Source organism: Paraburkholderia sp. BCC1876 (assembly GCF_902833695.1).
In the GTDB taxonomy this organism is placed as follows: Bacteria; Pseudomonadota; Gammaproteobacteria; order Burkholderiales; family Burkholderiaceae; genus Paraburkholderia.
Genome location: NZ_CADFGI010000005.1, coordinates 205,841 through 224,817 on the forward strand (window position 1 = coordinate 205,841; position 18,977 = coordinate 224,817).

At 59.3% G+C, this 18,977-nt stretch carries 19 protein-coding genes and 2 pseudogenes; all 21 read right to left on the reverse strand.

Annotated elements, in window-relative coordinates; genetic code table 11:
* Window positions 1–22: 22 nt before the first annotated feature.
* A complete protein-coding gene (locus HWY05_RS19855) occupies window positions 23–790 on the reverse strand; it encodes a hypothetical protein (protein WP_035556108.1) in 768 nt (255 codons plus the stop codon).
* A gap of 138 nt (window positions 791–928) precedes the next feature.
* Window positions 929–1,873: a hypothetical protein gene (locus HWY05_RS19860; protein WP_176059319.1), complete on the reverse strand. Its 945-nt coding sequence runs from the start codon at window positions 1,871–1,873 to the stop codon at window positions 929–931.
* Between the two features lie 191 nt (window positions 1,874–2,064).
* A pseudogene (locus HWY05_RS19865) lies at window positions 2,065–2,530 on the reverse strand (helix-turn-helix domain-containing protein).
* A gap of 30 nt (window positions 2,531–2,560) precedes the next feature.
* Window positions 2,561–3,415 carry a PhzF family phenazine biosynthesis protein gene (locus HWY05_RS19870; protein WP_244146652.1) on the reverse strand — a complete coding sequence of 285 codons (855 nt, stop codon included), beginning with the start codon at window positions 3,413–3,415 and terminating at the stop codon, window positions 2,561–2,563.
* Between the two features lie 175 nt (window positions 3,416–3,590).
* Window positions 3,591–3,713: pseudogene (locus HWY05_RS38365) on the reverse strand (rhodanese-like domain-containing protein); the annotation flags it as partial.
* An 81-nt stretch (window positions 3,714–3,794) separates the two neighbouring features.
* Entirely contained in the window at window positions 3,795–4,760 is a 966-nt protein-coding gene (locus tag HWY05_RS19875) for a hypothetical protein (RefSeq protein ID WP_176059320.1), read from the reverse strand.
* Entirely contained in the window at window positions 4,750–6,492 is a 1,743-nt protein-coding gene (locus tag HWY05_RS19880) for a radical SAM protein (RefSeq protein ID WP_176059321.1), read from the reverse strand. Before HWY05_RS19880 ends, HWY05_RS19875 begins: the two co-directional genes overlap by 11 nt.
* Window positions 6,489–6,767: a phosphopantetheine-binding protein gene (locus HWY05_RS19885; protein ID WP_176059322.1), complete on the reverse strand. Its 279-nt coding sequence runs from the start codon at window positions 6,765–6,767 to the stop codon at window positions 6,489–6,491. Before HWY05_RS19885 ends, HWY05_RS19880 begins: the two co-directional genes overlap by 4 nt.
* A 45-nt stretch (window positions 6,768–6,812) precedes the next feature.
* A complete protein-coding gene (locus HWY05_RS19890) occupies window positions 6,813–8,441 on the reverse strand; it encodes an AMP-binding protein (protein ID WP_176059323.1) in 1,629 nt (542 codons plus the stop codon).
* A gap of 36 nt (window positions 8,442–8,477) precedes the next feature.
* Window positions 8,478–9,296 (reverse strand): PhzF family phenazine biosynthesis protein, encoded by an 819-nt coding sequence (locus tag HWY05_RS19895; RefSeq protein WP_176059324.1) that lies wholly within the window; start codon window positions 9,294–9,296, stop codon window positions 8,478–8,480.
* Window positions 9,297–9,327: 31 nt separating this feature from the next.
* On the reverse strand, window positions 9,328–10,596 hold the full coding sequence (gene ectB, locus HWY05_RS19900) for a diaminobutyrate--2-oxoglutarate transaminase (protein ID WP_176059325.1): 1,269 nt from the start codon (window positions 10,594–10,596) through the stop codon (window positions 9,328–9,330).
* Between the two features lie 29 nt (window positions 10,597–10,625).
* The gene (locus tag HWY05_RS19905) at window positions 10,626–11,162 is read right to left on the reverse strand and encodes a DUF3291 domain-containing protein (RefSeq protein ID WP_208459098.1); all 537 of its coding nucleotides are present in this window, start codon (window positions 11,160–11,162) and stop codon (window positions 10,626–10,628) included.
* Window positions 11,162–12,406 (reverse strand): SidA/IucD/PvdA family monooxygenase, encoded by a 1,245-nt coding sequence (locus HWY05_RS19910; RefSeq protein ID WP_176059326.1) that lies wholly within the window; start codon window positions 12,404–12,406, stop codon window positions 11,162–11,164. Before HWY05_RS19910 ends, HWY05_RS19905 begins: the two co-directional genes overlap by 1 nt.
* A gap of 53 nt (window positions 12,407–12,459) precedes the next feature.
* Window positions 12,460–13,947 (reverse strand): class I tRNA ligase family protein, encoded by a 1,488-nt coding sequence (locus HWY05_RS19915; RefSeq protein WP_176059327.1) that lies wholly within the window; start codon window positions 13,945–13,947, stop codon window positions 12,460–12,462.
* A gap of 34 nt (window positions 13,948–13,981) precedes the next feature.
* The gene (locus HWY05_RS19920; RefSeq protein WP_176059328.1) at window positions 13,982–14,365 is read right to left on the reverse strand and encodes a cupin domain-containing protein; all 384 of its coding nucleotides are present in this window, start codon (window positions 14,363–14,365) and stop codon (window positions 13,982–13,984) included.
* A 108-nt stretch (window positions 14,366–14,473) separates the two neighbouring features.
* Window positions 14,474–14,938 (reverse strand): pyridoxamine 5'-phosphate oxidase family protein, encoded by a 465-nt coding sequence (locus HWY05_RS19925; RefSeq protein WP_176059329.1) that lies wholly within the window; start codon window positions 14,936–14,938, stop codon window positions 14,474–14,476.
* A gap of 17 nt (window positions 14,939–14,955) precedes the next feature.
* Window positions 14,956–16,209, reverse strand: a complete 1,254-nt coding sequence (locus HWY05_RS19930) for a hypothetical protein (RefSeq protein ID WP_176059330.1) — start codon at window positions 16,207–16,209, stop codon at window positions 14,956–14,958.
* Between the two features lie 41 nt (window positions 16,210–16,250).
* Entirely contained in the window at window positions 16,251–16,577 is a 327-nt protein-coding gene (locus HWY05_RS19935; RefSeq protein ID WP_176059331.1) for an AzlD domain-containing protein, read from the reverse strand.
* Entirely contained in the window at window positions 16,564–17,277 is a 714-nt protein-coding gene (locus HWY05_RS19940; protein ID WP_176059332.1) for an AzlC family ABC transporter permease, read from the reverse strand. The genes HWY05_RS19935 and HWY05_RS19940 overlap by 14 nt, the downstream gene beginning before the upstream one ends.
* A complete protein-coding gene (locus HWY05_RS19945) occupies window positions 17,274–17,732 on the reverse strand; it encodes a DUF2000 family protein (RefSeq protein WP_176059333.1) in 459 nt (152 codons plus the stop codon). Before HWY05_RS19945 ends, HWY05_RS19940 begins: the two co-directional genes overlap by 4 nt.
* A gap of 10 nt (window positions 17,733–17,742) precedes the next feature.
* Complete coding sequence (locus HWY05_RS19950; RefSeq protein WP_176059334.1) at window positions 17,743–18,909, reverse strand: fatty acid desaturase; 1,167 nt, start codon at window positions 18,907–18,909, stop codon at window positions 17,743–17,745.
* Window positions 18,910–18,977: the final 68 nt, after the last annotated feature.

Consider the following 18,977-nt stretch of genomic DNA (forward strand, 5'->3'; position numbering starts at 1 on the left):
ACACCGCCGCTTCGGGGCGCGTTCAAGGCGCCCGGAACGAATCCGCGAGCGCATGAAGATTGAGAGGCTTCACGCGAATCACGCCGCCGCGCGGACTGTCGATATCCGCGATCAGCGTGAACGACAACGACACCACCAGCGGCACGATCAGCAGCAAGCCGGCGCCCGCTTTCAGCGCGCGCGCGCCGTAGCCGACCAGCACGTTCGCGCACACTGCCATCAGGGTCATCAGCGCCCACGCGGCATACGGTATGCGGTTCCACCACGCGGCCTGGGTGTAGCCCTGAGTGTTCAGCACGTCGTTCATCCCAGAGACGGTCAGCGCGGCGATCGGCGTGGGTTGCGCAACGGCGGCGTTCTTCACGGTGGCCCACATGGCGTTCTGCAGGCGCTCGGTCTCGCGGTTGACCTTGGCGAGTTCCTGGCTGTCGCGCGTGGTGTAGTACAGCACGCGCTCGTCGAGATAAGCTTTCAGCAAGCCACGCACGGTGGCCGCGTCGGCGGCGGGCAGCAGATCGGCACGGACGTATTCGGTGCCGATCGCGTTCGCCTCTTCTTCCTCGTAGTTCTTGCGCTGGTCGTAGCGCCCCACCGCCATCGAAAACGTAAAGCCGATGATCAACGCCAGCAGCGTGAGCGTAGCGGCCTGAATCACGCTGAAGTCTTCGCGGGCGTCGTCCTCGATTCTTCTGAAGCGCCTCAGCAGCGCCGCGCCGATGCGCGCCGCCAACCACATGATGACAAAAGACACGATAAACACGAGCGCGGGATAGTCGAGGATGTTCTGCATGGGCGAGCGTTTTTCTCTGAGCGGTTGATCGGGGAACGCCTTCTGACAGCTACAAAACCTGTGCCACCGCTGCATGATAAGCGCCGCCGCGCCCGCGTGGAAGATACGCGCGCGGAATGGAGCGGCGCGCGCCGCCGCTCAGGAACCGGTCGCCAGATAGTAGCGGCCGTCGGCGCTCACGTTGACGCCGAATCCGCACTCCAGCACCGAACCATGCGTGAGCACGTCGAGCGTTTCCGGCGCGGAGAGCCTGAACTCGAGCAGGCATTTGTCGTCGCGCCTGTCGTTGTGTTTGTCGTAGGGCGCGAGGTTGGCGATCTTCGCGGTGGCCTCCAGCGGCGCATCGCCGCCGGCCTCGCTCACCGGCACGCGCGCCACGCCGTCGTAGAAGCGCACGTAGGCCGACAGATTGCCGGTGCTCGCGCTCGGTTGGCCGTCTTCGCTGACGCTCGGATGCACGAAGTCGCCATCGATCCGATACACGCCGTGGCGCCCTTTCACCGGCTTCAGCGCAATGCTGTTCCACGCGTCGAAGGTCACGTAGTGGATAAAGCGCGCGCCTTGCGGCGGCACGCCGTGCACGACCGCTTTATCGGCGATCGCTTCGAGGCGTTCGCGCGCGGCCGCCACCGCGCGGCCCAGCAGCGCATCGCCGGGATAGTCGTCGCCGCGGCTCACCGCGGTGCGGTAAGAGGCGCGCGCGTCGGGCAGCTCGCCCAGCTTCAGTTGCACGTCGCCCTGATGCACATACGCCATGGCAATGCGGGCGCGTGCCGAACTGCTGGCTTTCGGCGAGTTCTCTTCTTCGGCCTGCATCGCGGTGGCCTCGGCGAGCGCACCTTCCATCGCGACCAGGGTTTGCGCTTCCTTGATGCGGCCCGCATCGAGCGCGACGACACCCAGCGCCGCGCAGGACGCGTTGGTCCGGCACGGCACGTCTTTACCCGACAGCAGGTTGCGGCGATACAGTTCGGCGCGCGAGTCGCCGCGCGGCGTCTGAGCCGCGACGTAGCCGGACGCGAGCGCGGCGCACGCACCCCAGGTGACGACGACAGCAGTGGCGAAGACAGTTTTGACGTTCATTGGAAGTGGCGGGACGGTGGCCATGACGCTGTTCGAACAACGCGTTTCGAGAATCTGCTTCGCTGAGATCTATGCGTGGCACATGCAGTACGTTGACACTGCGATCAACACAGACGCTGGCCGTGATGCTGACAGAAAAACGGCGATTGTGCGAACCCGTTGCGGATAGTCTCGCGCGGCACGGGTTTGTGCTAATCCGTGCTCAAGCCGGACCTGCCGAACTTCTTGCGATACGCGCCCGGGCTCGTCAGCGCGATCCGCCGGAAATGCCGGTGCAACGATTCCTCGGAACCGAATCCGGCCAGCGCCGCGACCAGCGGCATCAGCAGCGGTCCAGCCGCTTCGAGCAGCTCGCGGGCAATCGCCACGCGCTCGCGCACCAGCCACGCGTAAGGCGCCATGCCGGTAGCATCGTGGAACTGCGCTGCAAGGTGCGCGGACTCATCGCGCTAACCGGGAATGACGATGGTGTCGCGTGCGCCAGCAGCCTGGGCGTGTAGGGCGCGGCAACGGTGATGCCGCGGCCGCACGAATCGGACCGGGTTCAATAGCGCAGACGGCGAAGCGATACCAGTCCACCTCGAGTTCGGGACGTTCGAGCGCGAACAGCTCGGTCACGCAGCCGTATTCGAAGGTGCAGAGCCGCTCGTAAGCCAGCGCGACGCAACCGCGATATTTGCGAGGCGATCACACGCCGGGGACCTCGATAGTGCCTTCGAGATACTGCACTGCATGGCCGGACACGCGAACCCGCTCGCCATCCACCTCGCAATGCAAGACCCCGGTGCGTTGCGACGCCTGCAGCGCGACCAGCTTCGTCTTGCCAAGGCGATCCGACCACAGCGGCGCGAGCGCGGCGTGAATTGAACCGGTCACCGGATCTTCTTCCCCGCCGTTTGCCGGCCAGAAATAGCGCGAGACGAAATCGTGCTGATCGCCGCGCGCGGTGACCGCGACGTCGCGCGGCGCGAGTTGCGCGATCAGTTCGAGATCGGGCACCACAGCGCGGACGTCACGCTCCGTGTCGTAGAGCGCGATGAAGGCCTGCTGGGTGACGAAAACCTCCGTGGGCCGAATGGAAAGACCACGCACGAGTTCGTCGGGGATCGCCGTGACCGGTTCAACTCCGCGCTGCGGAAAATCCATTTCGATCAGGTCTCGCGGAGCACGGCGCACGGTGAAAGCGCCAAGGGCCGCTGCGTGCAATTCGATCTGCTCGCGCTCCGGGAAGCGCTTGAACAGCACGAACGCGCTCGCGAGCGTCGCATGTCCGCAAAAAGCAATCTCCGTGATCGGCGAGAACCATCGGATGTCGAATCCGCCGTTAGCGTTGGGGGTGAGGAAGGCCGTTTCGGAAAGGTTGTTTTCCGACGCAATGGCCTGCATCAGGGGCACCGGCAGCCAGCTATCGAGCGGAACGACCGCGGCGTAGTTGCCCTTGAACACCTCGCTGGTGAAGGCGTCAATGTGGTGGATCGGCAGCTTCATATTGAAAGTTTTGGCCGCGCCGGGAAGGCGCTCTTCGTTGAGATGAAGGCTCATTCTGGCAAGCTTTGCCGGCAGCAAACAGGCACACTTTGGCCGTGGGGCACGGGGAATTGACAGCTAGCGGCCAGCGAATTTCCTCGCGGCTTCGCGCGCCGAAACCGCGGACCGCTGACGCGTCGATTCGTCGCTACCGCGCGGCCGAAGTCACGCGCCGGAACCTGCGATACCGTCAGGCGGGTTCGACGACCGTTAGCTCAAAGCCCTCGTCGAGCCAGCCGGTCACGCCGCCGATCATGACCTTCACGGGCCGGTCCAATTCCGCCAGCCGAATAGCGCCACGGGTCGCGCGCGAAGGCGGCGCCCTTCCACACAGTGGCCACGTCGACAACTTCCGGCAACATCACGCCATAGGCTATCAAGCTGCATCCGAACATTACTTGCGCAGTCCCGCCACCAATGAACCGTACAAGTCGCTCTCCAGTTGCTTCAACAGGAGACAGCGGTCCACCAGCCCATCGAACCTTAGCGCACCCGTCATCATCGCTCGCGCCATCACGCTCTTGAGTACCGACGCCTCCTTCGAACAGCGCATCGCCCCGATCACGAGCGAATCAGGCCAGTGACTTATCTGCAGATATCGGGCAAAACATTTGCGTGAGCCGGCGAGGATGGAAAAACAATCGTGCAGCAGCCGATGCTTGTTCACGTTCGAGTCGTAGGGATTGCGGAGAATATCCCTGACCGCATCGTAGAAGGTAAACGTATCGCGGTGCCCTCTGACGAACGCCTCAAACCGGTCGTCGATCAACGACACGACCTCACCCAGCGGCCGGGATGGGTCCAACTCGTAGTATCTCAACTTCCGATTGACGCTATTTTCAAAGAACCGCGCAACGACGGCATCCTCATAAACATACTCGCAAAGTACGCTCGCGGGATCATCGTCGACGATGTGCCAACTACCGTCAGGCATGATGTGATCGATGACTACCACGTGCTGCGCGTGCGCATTGCGGTACTCCGGGCAATGAGGGAAGTAGAAAACATTCCCTTCCAGCAACACGGCTTTCCCGCTTTCGATCTGTTTGACGATCAGCGGCCTCACCTCAACGAACGTATCCGCGAGCACCCCTATTTCTTTCACCCCGATCAAATCGAAATCGGCGTCGGAAAACGAATCGCAGCGAAAAGCGAACTTCGGTAACTTGTCGACGACCATCTGCTGCATGACCGCGTCCGACGACGCGAGCGCGTCGTAGAAGAGCAGATCCGCGGGCAGCCCCATCTTGCCGAACCAGACGACGGCGTGCCGAAACAGGCAACTCATGAACTGCCGGTCATATAAATCGCGGTCGTAATCGAACGATTTGCCTTTCAGCAGTGGCGTCTCAGCCGGCATACGTGCTCATCCGCTTCGTATTCACCGGGCCGGAGCCCGGGATCGTTCCGGCTTCGAACAATCTCCTGACCAAAAAATCCGGCAGTTCCTGCCGGGACGGATCCTGCCGCTTAAGCCGGATACCCGCCTCGAAAGCCTGCAGGAACTCATGTACCTGAGCCTTGCTCATGCCATGGCGCTGCAGGTAGAACACGCTCCACAGACCGCAACCGTCCTCAGGCAGGAAGACCGATCCTTTTACATTGGCGAACACGTAGTCGAGCCAGCGTGCGGCCTCATCGGAATTCATCGTCTCGTGCGACCAGCGAAAACCGATACCCTTGATGTTGAGTTCGTCTTTGCGCTTCCAGATCGGAGATTTGTTGTCGGCATACCAGAGCTGCCCCTTGTATGTGTCAGGCTGATACTCCTCAAGGAAATCGAGCGTTTCCTTGACAGTCGCCTCCGTTTCCCCGGGAAAGCCGATGATGAAATTCGCGTGCGTATGAATGCCGTGCTTCTTCAGCAGCGGCACCGCAGTCTGGTAGTGCTTCTTGCGAGAAGTCTTGTTCATCTTTTTCAGCATCTCGTCGCTAGCGCTCTCTATGCCAAGGAACACGCCCTCGCAGCCCGATTCAGCCATCAACTCAATCGTCTCCTGGTCTCCCTGATCGCTGCGGTAAAAGGAATTCCATCGGAGCCCATAGTTGTTGCGGATCATCATCCGCAAGATTTCCTTGAATCGGGTCTTGGGTACATTGAACGTATCGTCGAGAAGCGTCAATGTCTTAATCCCCAGACTCCTCACGTTGTCGAGGTACTGCTCGACGTGCGGCACATCGATGTACCGGTATTCTCCCGCGCGAGTCGGGAAGCAGCAGAATGCACAGGCAAACGGACAGGACTTTGCCGTGGCCAGCGAATAGAACTCGCCCATGTCCTCCCTGCGGAAGAGACTGAAGTCGACCGGATTCTCCTCGAGAGGATTGTCTTCGACGAGGACCGGATTGAAAACAAAGTGTTCACCGATCCAACCTGTCTCCTCTCCGCTGATCGGAATAACGACGCCGGTTCCACGAGGCTTCGTCTGCAGTGAATCGTCTCGCTGCGCCGGCACGGATGGGCGAAGATCCTTTCGCCAGATAAGATTTTTGACACCGGCAAGCGCGCCGCCGTCTCGCAGACACCTGATCGTGTTGACCAGCGTCATCTGCCCTTCGGCGCTATTGACGAACAGGTCAGCACCGACACCATGAAACTCCTTGTCGACTAACGTGAAATCGACCTCCGCCAACCGGTTCTTGACATGCGGGCCGCCGACGATGATCAAGGCATCGGAGCCGCAACGCCTTATAAAACTGATGATCTCCTTGATAGGCGCATCCGTCACGTAGAGCGTGGTGGTGATCGCGATAACTCTAAAGCGGTTCTGCGCCAATTTATCCTGCAGCAATTCCTTCTCGTACGCATAACGATTTACGTAGTCGAACGTCAATCCGTGCTTGTGCAGAAAGGAGCCCAATACCGCGATGGTCGGCCACAGGAAGTCCATATTGCTCAACGGATGTTCGATCCTCTCCCGGTTCACCAGATTGATGAACTCGAGTGCCCGGTAGTGCTGCCCTTTATAGGTCACGAAAGCAAAATCCAGGTCCTGGTACACGCCGGAATCGGCGCCGAATGAAAACTTCAGCATACGGACATGCTTGTCGAAATCCGCATCGCTCTGCCCGATGATCAGACAATCAATCACAATAGACCTCCTGTTGCGATCGATCCGTCTTCACACCCTTTGGCGGCGAGTTCCAGCAGATCGTTGACCGTGCGTGGCGGGTTCATCCCTACGACTTTGTCGAAGTCGAGTCCGATCCTGCTTTCCAATGCCACGATGATCGAGATCAATCGCATCGAGTCGACACCCAGGTCGAGCAGCGCCATCGATCCGCTATCCTCTGCAATCCTCGTCCCAGGCGCCACGCTCTCGCGAATGACGTCGAGTACCGCATCGACCAATGACTGCCGATCCATGAAAAACTCCTTTCCAATTGAATGTGAAGAACCCGGCACGCCGGGTCAGCCGGCCACACGAAAATAGCGACCATGCGGATGGACGGCGATCCGTTCGAGTAGTCGCGTCTTTATCTGCCTTTCGTCGATCTTGTCGGTTGCTGTTCGCACCGCGGTGGCAAATATCCCTATGTACCAGGGCACCATGTAGTCCGGCACGCGCAAGCCAAGCCAGGTAAGCAGTCTTTCTTCGATCGTGTCGTCGGTATCGGTTATCGTGACGCCGGCCACTATCCTTGTTTCGCCCTCGACCTCCGCGGTGACCACCACCGCATGAGATACGTCCTCGCAAGCCGTCAGCGCATTGCGGATTTCGTTGAGGTTGATTCGTCGGCCGCGAATCTTGACTTCGGAATCCATTCGGCCGTCGAAATGGTAATTTCCGTCCGGATCCCGATGGCACCGATCGCCGGTGACGTAGTAGCGTTCGCCCACGTGCTCGAAGATCACGCTCGAGGTCAGCAGCGGATCTTTCCAGTAGCCCAGCATCAACTGCGGACCGCTGATCGCCAGAGTGCCGACCACATCGTCGATATCGACGACCGCGCGATCGTGGTCCAGCAGTAGCGCCTTGTGCCCCCGGAAAGGTTTGCCGATCGGGAACAGCTTGACCCGCTCCGGTTCCGGCTCAGTGATGACGAAGGTGGTACACAGCGAATTGACTTCGGTCGGACCATATCCGTACAGCACGCGCAAGCCGTCCACCGTTGCCAGCCACCGATTGAGCAGGCGGGGGGCGCATACCTCGCCGCCCGTCACCACCACTTTGAGGTTCGAATCGGCCAGCGACCGCAACCTGTCCTGATCTTTCGAAATCAACTCAAGTATCGAAGAAACGGCGATGAAGTGCGTCACCCGGTACTTTAGAATCAGGGAGAGGATGACCGCGCTGACCCACAATCCGCGATGGAAAACGACCGACGCCCCGAAATACAGCGGGAGGAATGTGTCCTGAACGGAAACATCAAAATAGAAGGGGCCGTTGTTCATGCCGACACTCGCCGGTCCGAATGCCAGAAACTCGTTGTGATTGCGGAAATACTCGATGACACTGGCATGCGACAGAACCACGCCTTTTGGCGTGCCCGTCGATCCGGATGTGTGAATGATCAGCGCAGCCGCGTTCTGCGGCACGGCGCGCTCCGGATCGCCCCCGGTCCGGGAGGGTAGCGATCCGCACCGTTCGTACGAGAGTTGGGGATATGGCGCGACCGACGCCGCTGCCGCCGCGAGGCGGGACTCAGTGGAGACCACCAGCGCAGGTTGGATGGAATCCAGAATCGTGTCGATGCGATTCGGCGGATTGCCCGGATCCACCGGCACATAAATCGCGCCGAGCCGCCAGCAGGCGAGCGCGACGGCAACAATGGTCGCGGACTTCTCCGCCAGCACGACGACCCGCTCGCCAAACCGGACGTGGTAGCCCGAGGACATTTCATGCGCGATCGCCACGGACATGTCGTGCAACGTGCGGAAACTGACGGCACGATCAAGATCCACGACGGCGGGCGCATCAGGACGCACTGACAACCCACACTGCAGCAGATCCCCAAGTGTCTGAGCCGCGGACCGCTGGAACGGCATCACGCTGTTGTCAATCATGAATTCTCTATTCTGTGTGTCGATCGGATCCATAGCGTCACGTTCCAATTTCAATCGCGGAGGCCATCGTCAAAACGAATGGACCGAGATATCTGTACTCGTCGAAAGAGCAATATCGAATCGCCCACGGGTCAACTCAAGCACTTTTCCGGAGACACGCACCTCGTCGCCTGCTACACGCGCCGTGATCCGCACATCTTGTCCTGAGCATTGAACAAAGGTGCCGTGGGTTTGTGCTTCACCGAACCAGTACTTCACGAGAGCCGGGATCACCGAAGCCGAAGCCGTGTCCTCGGGAATGCCGGCCCGGGGCGCGAAAAAACGGAACGTCGCAACCCCGGTCGCGCCAGGCGCCGAGAGGATCAGACCGATCTTCCCGATGCGCATGAGACCATCCCAGTCAGGGCGGTACGCTCTGAGCGTTTGCTCATCGCGTACGACAGCAAGATAGTCACGCCCCGCATCGAATAACCTGATAACCGGCAGTCCGATCTCGACCGACGCCGACGCTCGCTCGTGGAGCATGGCCGGTGCCATGCCGATCGTCGGCAGACCCTTCGAATGATCCAGTGCCAGTGGCACCGACTTCGGTCCCACCGTGGCTTTGCTCGGCATGCCGCGCAAGCCGCACTGCATGACGGCCGTCGCCGCGAGTGCGCCGTGACCACAATTGGGAAGTTCGCCCCGTGGACCAAACCACCGGATACGAATTTCGCCGCCATCGTCGCGGTACAGGAATGTCACTTCTTCCGCTGGCAACGCTGAAGCGAGCGCGAGCAGTACGTCGTCGGAGGGCCACGTCGACAGCCTTGCCACGACGGTTGGATTGCCGCCCGCCGGCAAGCCGGCAAACACCGCGCATCGAATCCATTCATTGACGTTCAACACGATTCAATGCCGACGATGCAGTAGTCGCACTTCATCTGCAGTGCCTCGCCAATGCTTCGCCGAGAATTCTCAGCCCGCCGTCAAGTTCCTCCGCCTCGATGAGAACCGGCGGCAACAGCTTGAGCGTGTCGTTCAACGGTCCACAGCGTTCGACGATCAGTCCGTTCCGGAAGCACTCGTTCTGGACGATCGCCGCCAGATCCTCACTGGCGAGTTCGATGCCGGCAAACATCCCCAGCACCGAAGTTCTGACGATCCGTAGCTGGAAATCCTTTTTCCAGGCCTGAAGTGCCAATGCCAGGTAGCGGCAACGCGCGTCGACCGTGTCGGCAAAACCAGGCGAGTTCCAGAATTTCTGCAGTGCCTCCTTTGCCGTGACAAACGCATAGTTAAAGCCACGAAAGGTGCCGTTATGTTCTCCGGGATTCCAGACGTCCAATGTCGGCGCGATCAGCAGGAGGCTCATTGGCAATCCCATGCCGCTGATGGATTTGGACAGACACACCATGTCGGGTTTCACGCCGTGATGTTCGAACGAAAAGAATCGCCCCGTCCTTCCGCAACCCGCCTGGATTTCGTCGAGGATCAGTACCGCGCCGATCTCCGTGGCCAACTGGCGGATTTCCCGCAGCCACTCCGACGAGGCGACATTGACCCCGCCTTCACCTTGCACAGCTTCCACAATGATCGCCGCCGGCGCGGAGATACCGCTGCCTTTCGACGTCAACATCTTGCGGACGAATTGCAGTTCTTCCCGCATTCCCGTGAAGCCGTCGAATGGGAGAAAGTGAACCCAGCTGGGGTTCAGATATTGTTCCTTGCGACGCCGGAACGAGGCGGTGACCGACATCGCACCGATGCTCATCCCATGGTACGAATTGGAGAACGCCACCAGCCCCGATCGCCCCGTTGCCTTGCAGGCCAGTTTGAGTGCGGCTTCGACCGAATTCGCTCCAGTCGGTCCGCAAAACTGAACTTTGTACTTCAAATCGCGCGGCCGCAGAATGATGTCGTCAAACGATGCCAGGAAGGACTGCTTGGCCCGCGTGTTCAGATCGAGCGTGGTCACCGCGCCGTTCTGCTCGATGTATTGCAATAGCGCGGCCTTCAGTAGCGGATGATTGTGGCCATAGTTCAATGCCCCGGCGCCGCTAAGGAAGTCATACCAGCGCCGGCCATCTTCGTCGTAAATGAAAGTGCCCTCACCCTTGGCAAAGACCGACGGAAACGTCCGGCAATAGGTTCGAACGTTGGACTCGAGTGTTTTGTCGTCGGTCCCTTCGTGTTCAAAGTACGTCATCTCGCCTCCCCTCCTGGGATCCCGCCCGCTCAACCCGCGTGGGACTGCGTTGCCAACATCAAGGGATTCCCATGTTCGTCAAAACACGAGTGAAAGTTGAAAACACCCGGCGTCGGCCCATGGTCGTGCAAATACTCGAGCTTGTCGCAAGCGTCACTCCACGTCGGAATCCCTGCATCGTCAATCCACCAGCAGGCATAGGTCGGCCACGCCGGTTTTTTGAACCAGTGCTCCCGCTTTTTCAAAGCACGAAGGTGCAGACCACCGTAGGCAAAGTCGAAGACCGACTGCACGTCGCGCCAGATGGAAAGCGTGGAAGCCCGCTGATCGGTACCCAACTCACGCCCCAACGTATAAAACCGTGGTACCTGAAACGTGCCCCAGGCCCCCCAGTTCCGCTCGAAGTTCGGCAGTCCGGAGTCGTCGATCTCGACGGCACGCGCGATGAAACCCGGGCTGATCTCTGCGGCCCTGAACACGTACGGCGTTCTATCGTCGAACTCCTGGACCGCCGGATGTCCGTACGGTTCGTGAAGAATCGCAAAAGTCGTGAAAGCGAGCCGCATCAGACGCTTCCCTGAATACTGTTGAAGATGGTTTGCGCCCGGACGGACACGAGGCTGAACGAACCCGCATCCCCTAGCCCGTGTGACGACTCACACAGGCCGTTGAGATAGAGCGCGGGTAACCCGACGCCTGTCGCGCCGGCGGTAATGCGATAGTCCCGTCCGACGTCGAGGCAGTCGCCCTGCCACGCAAACGCATCCCAATGAGGCCTGAGGAGATGCGGCAGACCGTCCCGGCCATTGCGCCCAACATCCAGAAAACCGGTGGCCAGAATCACCAGTCCGGCCTGCATCTCCGAGCGGACGCCAGTGTATTGCTCCCGCAACTTCAAAGTTATGGCGTCCGCCGACGGGATGACCTCTTCGACTTCGGTGCACCGTACGATCGCGAGGGGCTCCCGTCCATAGAGCTTCATCTCGTAGACCCGCTGGTAGAGCGCGTCCAGAATGTCCCCATCGACGGACGAATAGTTGGTGGGACGCACCTGTTCGTCGAGTCGTGCCCGCTGCGAGGGCGAAAGGCGATGGTAGTAGTCGACGAACTCTGGAAAATAAACCTCATCGCTGAACGGACTGGTGTCTTTGAGGCGGTACGAAAAGGTCCGGTGAATCGACCGGATCCTCTCGAAGCCCCGGCCGAGCAGGTCGTTCAGTATTTCGACCGCGCTTTGCGACGCGCCGACTACCGCGATCGGCGTGTCTTTCGGAAGCGATTCGATGGCATGCAGATAGTCGGTGAAATGCACGACCCGCCGCGAGAGCTCAAATTGCTTCGGAACGTTGAGATTGCGCCCAACACCAAGAACAAGCCGGCGAGCAAACAGCTCCTGTCCGTCCACCTTGACTCGCCAGGCAGGCTTCCCCTCAAGCACGCAGGGCGCGACGCCCGTTACAGCATGTCCATAGCGTACGTTGTCGAACTGCTTCGCGACCCACGAGACATAGTCGAAGTAATCACGGCGCAGTGGATGGACCCGGCCCATGTTGAGGTGATGGAAGAGTCGCCCGGTTTTGTGCAGAAAGTTAACGAAGGTGTACCGGCTTTGCGGATTGACCGGTGTGATCAAATCTCGTAGTGGGTTGTTCTGGATATCCGTACCTTCGAGCAGCATGCCCTGATGCCAGAAAGAATTCGAAGCCCGCTCCACAAACAGGGCGCTGCCGTCGAATCGACCTTCGTCCATTGCGATTGCCAAGGCAATATTCGATGGACCGAATCCAATGCCCAAAACATCGTACGTCACGGAACCGCTCCCACGAGTTGTTGAAGATAAGTGTTCGTCTGTCGCGTCATGACTCAAGCTGGCGAACCGGCCTTGATCTCGATGCCCGGTAAGGTTCCGGAAAGTCCAACCGGCGCGAGTCGATCCCAATTCGTTGAAGCCATGCCAAACCCGTGCCGGATAGCTTGTGAGTAACGCGGGCAGAACGGCTCCAGACACAACGCCAATAGTCCGGGAACATAGGCAGCCAGTCCAAGGTCTCCCGCACTGATGCGCTCACCGAGAAAGCGGATGCAATTCATTGCTCGCCGGGCCGCGTCGGACGACGAATATCGATCGAGTCCGGTCAGCGGCCTCGCGGCCGCGGCCAGTGTGGCGGCGGCTACGTCGTCGGCCTTCGCGCTCAGGTCGGCGATGTCATTGAAGCCGCACACCAGACGGTTGATGTCGCCGGCCAATTGAATGGCAGTCGCATGAAACGAATCCTTCGAGAAGTTGGCTTCCTGATATTCAGGCCCGTGAATCGCCAGGTAGAGACGGATCAGGTCGCTGTTGAACTCCTCGGCCAACGGACGCGCCCAAACAAGGTGCCCCTTGCTGGTAGAGAATTTCGCGTTGTCGAGGTTGTAGAACTGATTGGTCACGAAAGCGCCCGGCTTGGGCCAATCGAAGCCGGCCTCTTCAGCCGCGATGGACAACGCAACATGGACAATGGCGTAGAAATAGGAGTTATCGAATCCAAGGAACTGGATATACCCATCGCGACTCGACAGCGCCCCCGAGGCTTGCTGCAAAAAATACATGTGACCGGGAAACATCTCGCCCCACACATTGAGCTTCTGGTCACCCAGTCCTGCAAACGCGGTGTCGACACCGCGCCCGGTCTTATACGACAGCACGAAGGGCGGCAATTCGTTAGCCAGCAGCGAGCGAATCAGGTTTCCCAGCCACGGCCGATGCGTCGTCATGCCTAGCAGACGCACTTCGAGCCTGGAGCGGTATCGCTCCAGATCCAGGATCAGGCGAGGTTCGTGAAGTACCGCGAATCGCTCAGAGTCGACATCCAGCAGGTCGATGCAGCGATTGGGATGACCGCATGCCTCGCAAATCCCTCCCGAGGAGCGGGCAAGACACGTGCGGCAGAAGCCCGAAACGAACGCCTCCACCGCGTAACGCGCGCTGACGCGGTCGTACAGGACGGCTGTCGATCGAACTTCGATTTTTTCCCGCACTAGCAAGGTTCGAAAAAAGTCCTCCACAAAGTCGACGTAAGCCGGATCGATGGCGGCGAACCGGGTCAGCTCGATCGAAAACGAATCCAGCGTGGCCCGAATCTCCGCACGGGAGCGGGCGATGAGTTGCGCGGGGGTCGTCTCCAGCCGCGTCGCCGACGTATCGACATACGACTGATGGTCGTCCGTGCTAATCACATAACTCACCGTCGCTCCGCTCTGCCTCAGACAACGGCTGTAGATGTCCGCAGCCAGATAGGGCCCGGAGAGATGTCCGACATGCAGATCACCATTCGGTGTGGGCGGCGGGGCAATTACATGGATAACCATAAACACTACCTTCCTTGGCGAAACGAAGAACGGTTCAACGGTCAGGGCGATCCGCCTCGATAATCGATTGGAGCCACGCTCTAGCCTGTGGCGAGTCCCAATAGATAGTGATAAAGACCAACGGTTCGGCGTTGGATAGATTCGTAAAATAGTGACGACGGTTCTTCTCGATGAAAACTACGTCGCCTTCACTCATCTCACAGCACTCGTCCTCGATCGTCATTCGGCCGGTGCCGGACAGAACGAGAAAGGTTTCAAACTCGTCGTGCTGGTCGACGGTGGTACTTTCCCCGGGTCGAACGCTGGCGATTCCCGCGCCCCACGACGGTTCGACGATCCCCTGCCACGGGAACAGTCTCCGCAGATCGCAGCCGTACTCATACTTCGCCGTGGATTCCGACTTGCGTTGCACAAACATGACTTTCTCCCCTACCAAACGCCCAATTGGAATAGTCGAGGCCCGCCGGATACGCCGGATGCCATGGACGTGCGAGAGCCGACTCCGGAAATACCGGATCGACACATGTCAGAAACCCGTTGCCCGCACGCCGTAGGCCTTCATCGCAGACGCAACCTGAACGGACTCGACCGTGTCCAGGTAGAGCCGATAGCTTGGGGCGACGATGGGCTCGACCCGGGTCACGTTCACCACGAACAAACTTGCGAACGGGAAACGCTCGCCGGCCATCCGCGCCAGCGGCTCGGCTCGTGCCACGAATTCACGTTGCGTGCTGTCGATCACCCTGGCTTCGCCTTTCACCTTGAAACCCTTCTGGACAAACACATCGACAAAACTCACACAGACCAACGGATTACGCTGAATATTGGACATGCTGCCCGGTGAGGCGATATTGGCAATCAGAAGCTCACTTTGCCCGCAAGCACAGAAGATTTCCTTTGGCGATACATTCGGACAGCCCCCTTCATCGATAGTCGCCAGCCAGCATAGAACGCTTTTGTCCACGTAATGCAGCATCTCGTCGTTCATCATGTCCTGCGTCTCCAGCTTTATCGGTTATCCGTTCCCACTCGCTCCGGCACGGCGGGACGCCGCAGCCCTGCCATCGCATCCACCGCGAACGTGGCCGCCGCCAGCGCCACACCGGTTCCAATCATCAGCCACGGAGCGGCCCGCGGCGAGAGCACGCCGCCGCTCAATAAAAACGTAAACACCAAAGGTCCGAAAGACTGCATGGAGAGGTTTGCATACGTGCTTCTAGACCCGACCCAGTCCGCGTCGGCCGTGGTACGCGCCGCGCCTAGCAGTTGCTCGCGTACATTGACCCTCAGGTAATTGAACAGATAGCCGAGGAGCAACGACGCACCGAAAAACATAAACCGTGAGTCCACCTGAACCAGCACGACATCACACATCACGAGCGCCACCGCCACCGCAAACCGGTTGATCTGTATTCCCGGAAGCACCACGGCCGCCAGCGCTCCGATCCCGACCAACCCTGCCGCCAGCCCGTAGGTGGTGCCGTCCCGCCCGCCGAGTTGCAGAAAGACGACCGGCACCATGCTATTGAACGCACCGATGTGCAATCCGAACAGCGCAATGCAAACCAGCAATGCGGTCGACCGATTCATGCCGATGCTCATGGCTCGACTGACATTGACGGGCGGCAAGCCACGCGTCATTCCAACCGTCGATGCGCCGGCGGCAGCCGTTGCCACATCGGAAGACGCGCCCTCGAGAGGCGATTTCATCCCCAATAGCAAAAAACTGGCAAGCAGTCCGGTGATACCTACCGCCCATATGAAACTCGCTCCGTCCACATGATCGAACAACCCGCCCCCCACCATGTCGCCGCCACAGTTGCCCAACTGCACTGCCGTTTGGAACCAGCGGGAAGCCTGGATAGGCGACATCAGTTTCGCGACCGCAAAGCGCGCATTCTGGCTTTCGAACGCAACCACGGTAAAGTAATCTGCAATCCCAACCGCAAGCGCAACGCCGAGAAACCCCGCCACGTCGCGCGTCATACCTAACCACGAACCCAGAATCACCAATGCGAAGACGCCGACTCTGATCACCGCAAGGGACTTGAGCGTAATTCGCAATACCCGATTCCCGAGCAGGCGTTCGATGAGGAATGGAAAAGCAACCGATAGACAAAGCACAACGCCTACCGGTATGGCAGAGCCGGTCAGCCTCAACGACAGGCAGACGACTCCGATCAACACCGTACTGTCGACCAACGTGAGAAGCACAACAGTAAAATAGAAACGCAAGGGAACCGCTTCTACGTTTGACTGCATTTGTCATATCCCACTGAGTGCAACGCGTGCGACCGTTCTGCCTAAACCCAGAACATGTGGCTTCGCTCCAGCAGCGAGAGTGCTGCCAAACCAATCACCACACTGAGTAGCGCGTTACGCCAGTGCAGATAACTGCCGGCAACGATGCCGAGCGCGGCGATTTCCGCCAACAGTGGCGCGGACGCCCCCGACCCGCCCAGCGAGTGCGCGACAAGAATCACCATGACGCACAACGGTAGTTCCCGGTTTAAACGAAGCATCCAGGGCGTACGAAGCAGCGACTTGCGCATGAGCAACGGGACGGCTCGAAGCAGAACGGTAATACTGCTCATTGCCGCCACGGCGAGCCAGGGTTCACCGATTCTCATCGCTACTCCAATCGAGCCTGTTGCGGCTCGACACGTGCCGATCGCCAACGGCGATGGCAAGAAGCACAATCAGGCCGAACGCGAGTGCGGAAATGAGCGCGTAGCCAGGCAAGACCGATCGTGCGATCAGGTAGCCTGCAATGCCGATCATGGCCGGTGCCCAGCGCCGCCTCGCAAGATACTGCTCGATCGCCAGAATGGTGAACAGTGCGGGCAATGCAAAGCCGAGATTGGGAATCCAACGCGCTGCCTGCGCACCGAATGCAACACCCAGAACAGTGCCCAGAATCCAGTAGCCGTGATTGATCAGGCAGACGCGGAGGGCTACACGTCGTCTCTCCGCTTCCGGAATAGTCGTCAGTAGAGAATAGTTCTCGTCCGTTAACACGGCGACGACATAGCTCCTACTTGCACGATTCAACGGGAGGTCGTCAAGTAACGGAATGGCGTACAACACGTGCCGCAGGTTGATCAGCAAGGTGGTGAGAACCACCGTGCCAAGCCCCGTTGCGGCAGCCAGCATGGGGACCGCCGAAAACTGCAAAGCACCGGCAAAGATGAAGACACTCATCGCCACGGTGATCATGGGCGACAAACCGGATTGAATCGCGAGCACACCGAAAGCGAACCCTGTCGGCAAATAGCCCATCCCGACAGGAAGAGTCAATTGGAAGATTTCCTTCCAGATGCCGCTCTTCATGCTACCAATTCCGGATGGACGGCGTCGGAGGTTTTGTACACCGAAAACGACTTGATCAATGGCCGGATCTCCGTTTCTTCGCCAAAGAGTGCGACGCAAACAATCCGCTGCGTACCCGGCACAGCGCCTCGTGTTGCTTCCTGCTGCTCCGCCGCGGTTGAACCGAGCATGGAATCGATGAAAACGTTGTGCGCAATACCGGCGTCCTTCAACTGCACAACGAGTTTTTCCAGCGGTCCGGATCGCTTCGAACGAAGAACCACCACGGGATATTCGCTGATCGTGCTGCTGGCCTCGAAAGCCGGACTCGGATAGTCGAGAAGCGCCCAGTCGCGATGATCGCGCGCACCGATCAGCCCCAGCGAGGTGTGCCCGATGGCGTTCATCAGTACAGGCGCCGGAAACTCGGTGTTCAGAACCAGTACAGTCTTCCTGGTATTGTTTGCGTAAGTCATTCTTCTCTTCCTAGGTTTCAGTTGCCTGGGATTGGCCGGCCTGGTATTCGTACTTGCAAACGATACTTTCAAGCCACCCAAACTGGTGATCGATCATCCGCGGCATACCCCACAGCTCACGTTCGGCAAACCCGGCCCGGTCACCGTCCGCAATCGCGGCCTGGCGCAGATAAAGACCGCGTTGCCAGTCCCTGGCGTTCTGCCCCGCGAGGTGAGCAAGATGGTGCCAGTCGTGAACCGGCAGATCCGACACCAGACACGACACCCGTATCGGGAGATGCAGAAACGTCATTTTCAGTGTCCAGATCAACACGTCGCGGACGAACAGCACGCTTCCCATGATCCCGCTTCGACGAAATGGGAACCGCTCGCCGCAGAATCGCGCCCAGCATCGCTCCGCATAGTGCTTCCAGTCCCGCACGGGACCGGCGGCAACGTTCCATGCGTGCTCAGTGAGAAACTGAAGCAATGCGCTGACGTGATAGATCGGAAACAGCGGCAGCGCTACCGCAATCAAAAAAGCTCGCCATCCCAGCAACGCGAACAAGGTCGAGTAGCCGCACGCGGCGACCATCGCCACGGCGATGGCCGTCGGCTTCGCTCGCAAAAAAGTCGACCGCAGACGGGCCCGCGCGAACAACAAATGGAAGACAGGACTCAGTACCGTCATCCATAGATTCATCCACAACTCGCCCTTCGTTCGGCCCGGCAGGAAACCGAGTTTGGCAAGAAAGGCGGCATCTGCATCGGCGTGCGTCGTGAAGAAATTGGCGTTGTGATGTTCAAGATGCTCTTTTTTGTACTCGATGCCGTTCTGAACGAACAGCAGCGCCGGGACAAACTGTGCGTACGCCTTGTTGAGAACCGCGCTATCGAACAGGCGGTTGTGAATCGCGTGGTGCAGGTGAGTCACCTGTATTTTCCTGAAGAGGCCAACCAGCACCAGCCAAAGCACCACGATGCCGAACCACGCAAGCGGCGTATCGAATCTGGATAGACGCGCCAACGCGAACACGATGAAGACGCCTGCCAAAGGCGTAGCCGTGACGTCAAGCCAGCGTGGGAGAATCAACCGGATATCGCTCGCATGCAGTGGCTTGCCTGTAATCCACGTCAACACGGGCTGCGTGAACCGGGGAAGGCCATGCATCGACTCCCGCGTTCCAGTTTCGAACATTTTCCACTTTTCCATATAGGACAAGATACCTAAGTGTTCACCAAGAATTGGTTCGTATTATTCAACGC

Coding starts and splice junctions, on each gene's coding strand:
- HWY05_RS19855 (WP_035556108.1), bottom strand. CDS start 790: ATGCAGAACATCCTCGACTATCCCGCGCTCGTGTTTATCGTGTCTTTT.
- HWY05_RS19860 (WP_176059319.1), bottom strand. CDS start 1,873: ATGAACGTCAAAACTGTCTTCGCCACTGCTGTCGTCGTCACCTGGGGT.
- HWY05_RS19870 (WP_244146652.1), bottom strand. CDS start 3,415: ATGAGCCTTCATCTCAACGAAGAGCGCCTTCCCGGCGCGGCCAAAACT.
- HWY05_RS19875 (WP_176059320.1), bottom strand. CDS start 4,760: ATGCCGGCTGAGACGCCACTGCTGAAAGGCAAATCGTTCGATTACGAC.
- HWY05_RS19885 (WP_176059322.1), bottom strand. CDS start 6,767: ATGGATCGGCAGTCATTGGTCGATGCGGTACTCGACGTCATTCGCGAG.
- HWY05_RS19890 (WP_176059323.1), bottom strand. CDS start 8,441: ATGGATCCGATCGACACACAGAATAGAGAATTCATGATTGACAACAGC.
- ectB (WP_176059325.1), bottom strand. CDS start 10,596: ATGACGTACTTTGAACACGAAGGGACCGACGACAAAACACTCGAGTCC.
- HWY05_RS19905 (WP_208459098.1), bottom strand. CDS start 11,162: ATGCGGCTCGCTTTCACGACTTTTGCGATTCTTCACGAACCGTACGGA.
- HWY05_RS19915 (WP_176059327.1), bottom strand. CDS start 13,947: ATGGTTATCCATGTAATTGCCCCGCCGCCCACACCGAATGGTGATCTG.
- HWY05_RS19920 (WP_176059328.1), bottom strand. CDS start 14,365: ATGTTTGTGCAACGCAAGTCGGAATCCACGGCGAAGTATGAGTACGGC.
- HWY05_RS19925 (WP_176059329.1), bottom strand. CDS start 14,938: ATGATGAACGACGAGATGCTGCATTACGTGGACAAAAGCGTTCTATGC.
- HWY05_RS19930 (WP_176059330.1), bottom strand. CDS start 16,209: ATGCAGTCAAACGTAGAAGCGGTTCCCTTGCGTTTCTATTTTACTGTT.
- HWY05_RS19935 (WP_176059331.1), bottom strand. CDS start 16,577: ATGAGAATCGGTGAACCCTGGCTCGCCGTGGCGGCAATGAGCAGTATT.
- HWY05_RS19940 (WP_176059332.1), bottom strand. CDS start 17,277: ATGAAGAGCGGCATCTGGAAGGAAATCTTCCAATTGACTCTTCCTGTC.
- HWY05_RS19945 (WP_176059333.1), bottom strand. CDS start 17,732: ATGACTTACGCAAACAATACCAGGAAGACTGTACTGGTTCTGAACACC.
- HWY05_RS19950 (WP_176059334.1), bottom strand. CDS start 18,909: ATGTTCGAAACTGGAACGCGGGAGTCGATGCATGGCCTTCCCCGGTTC.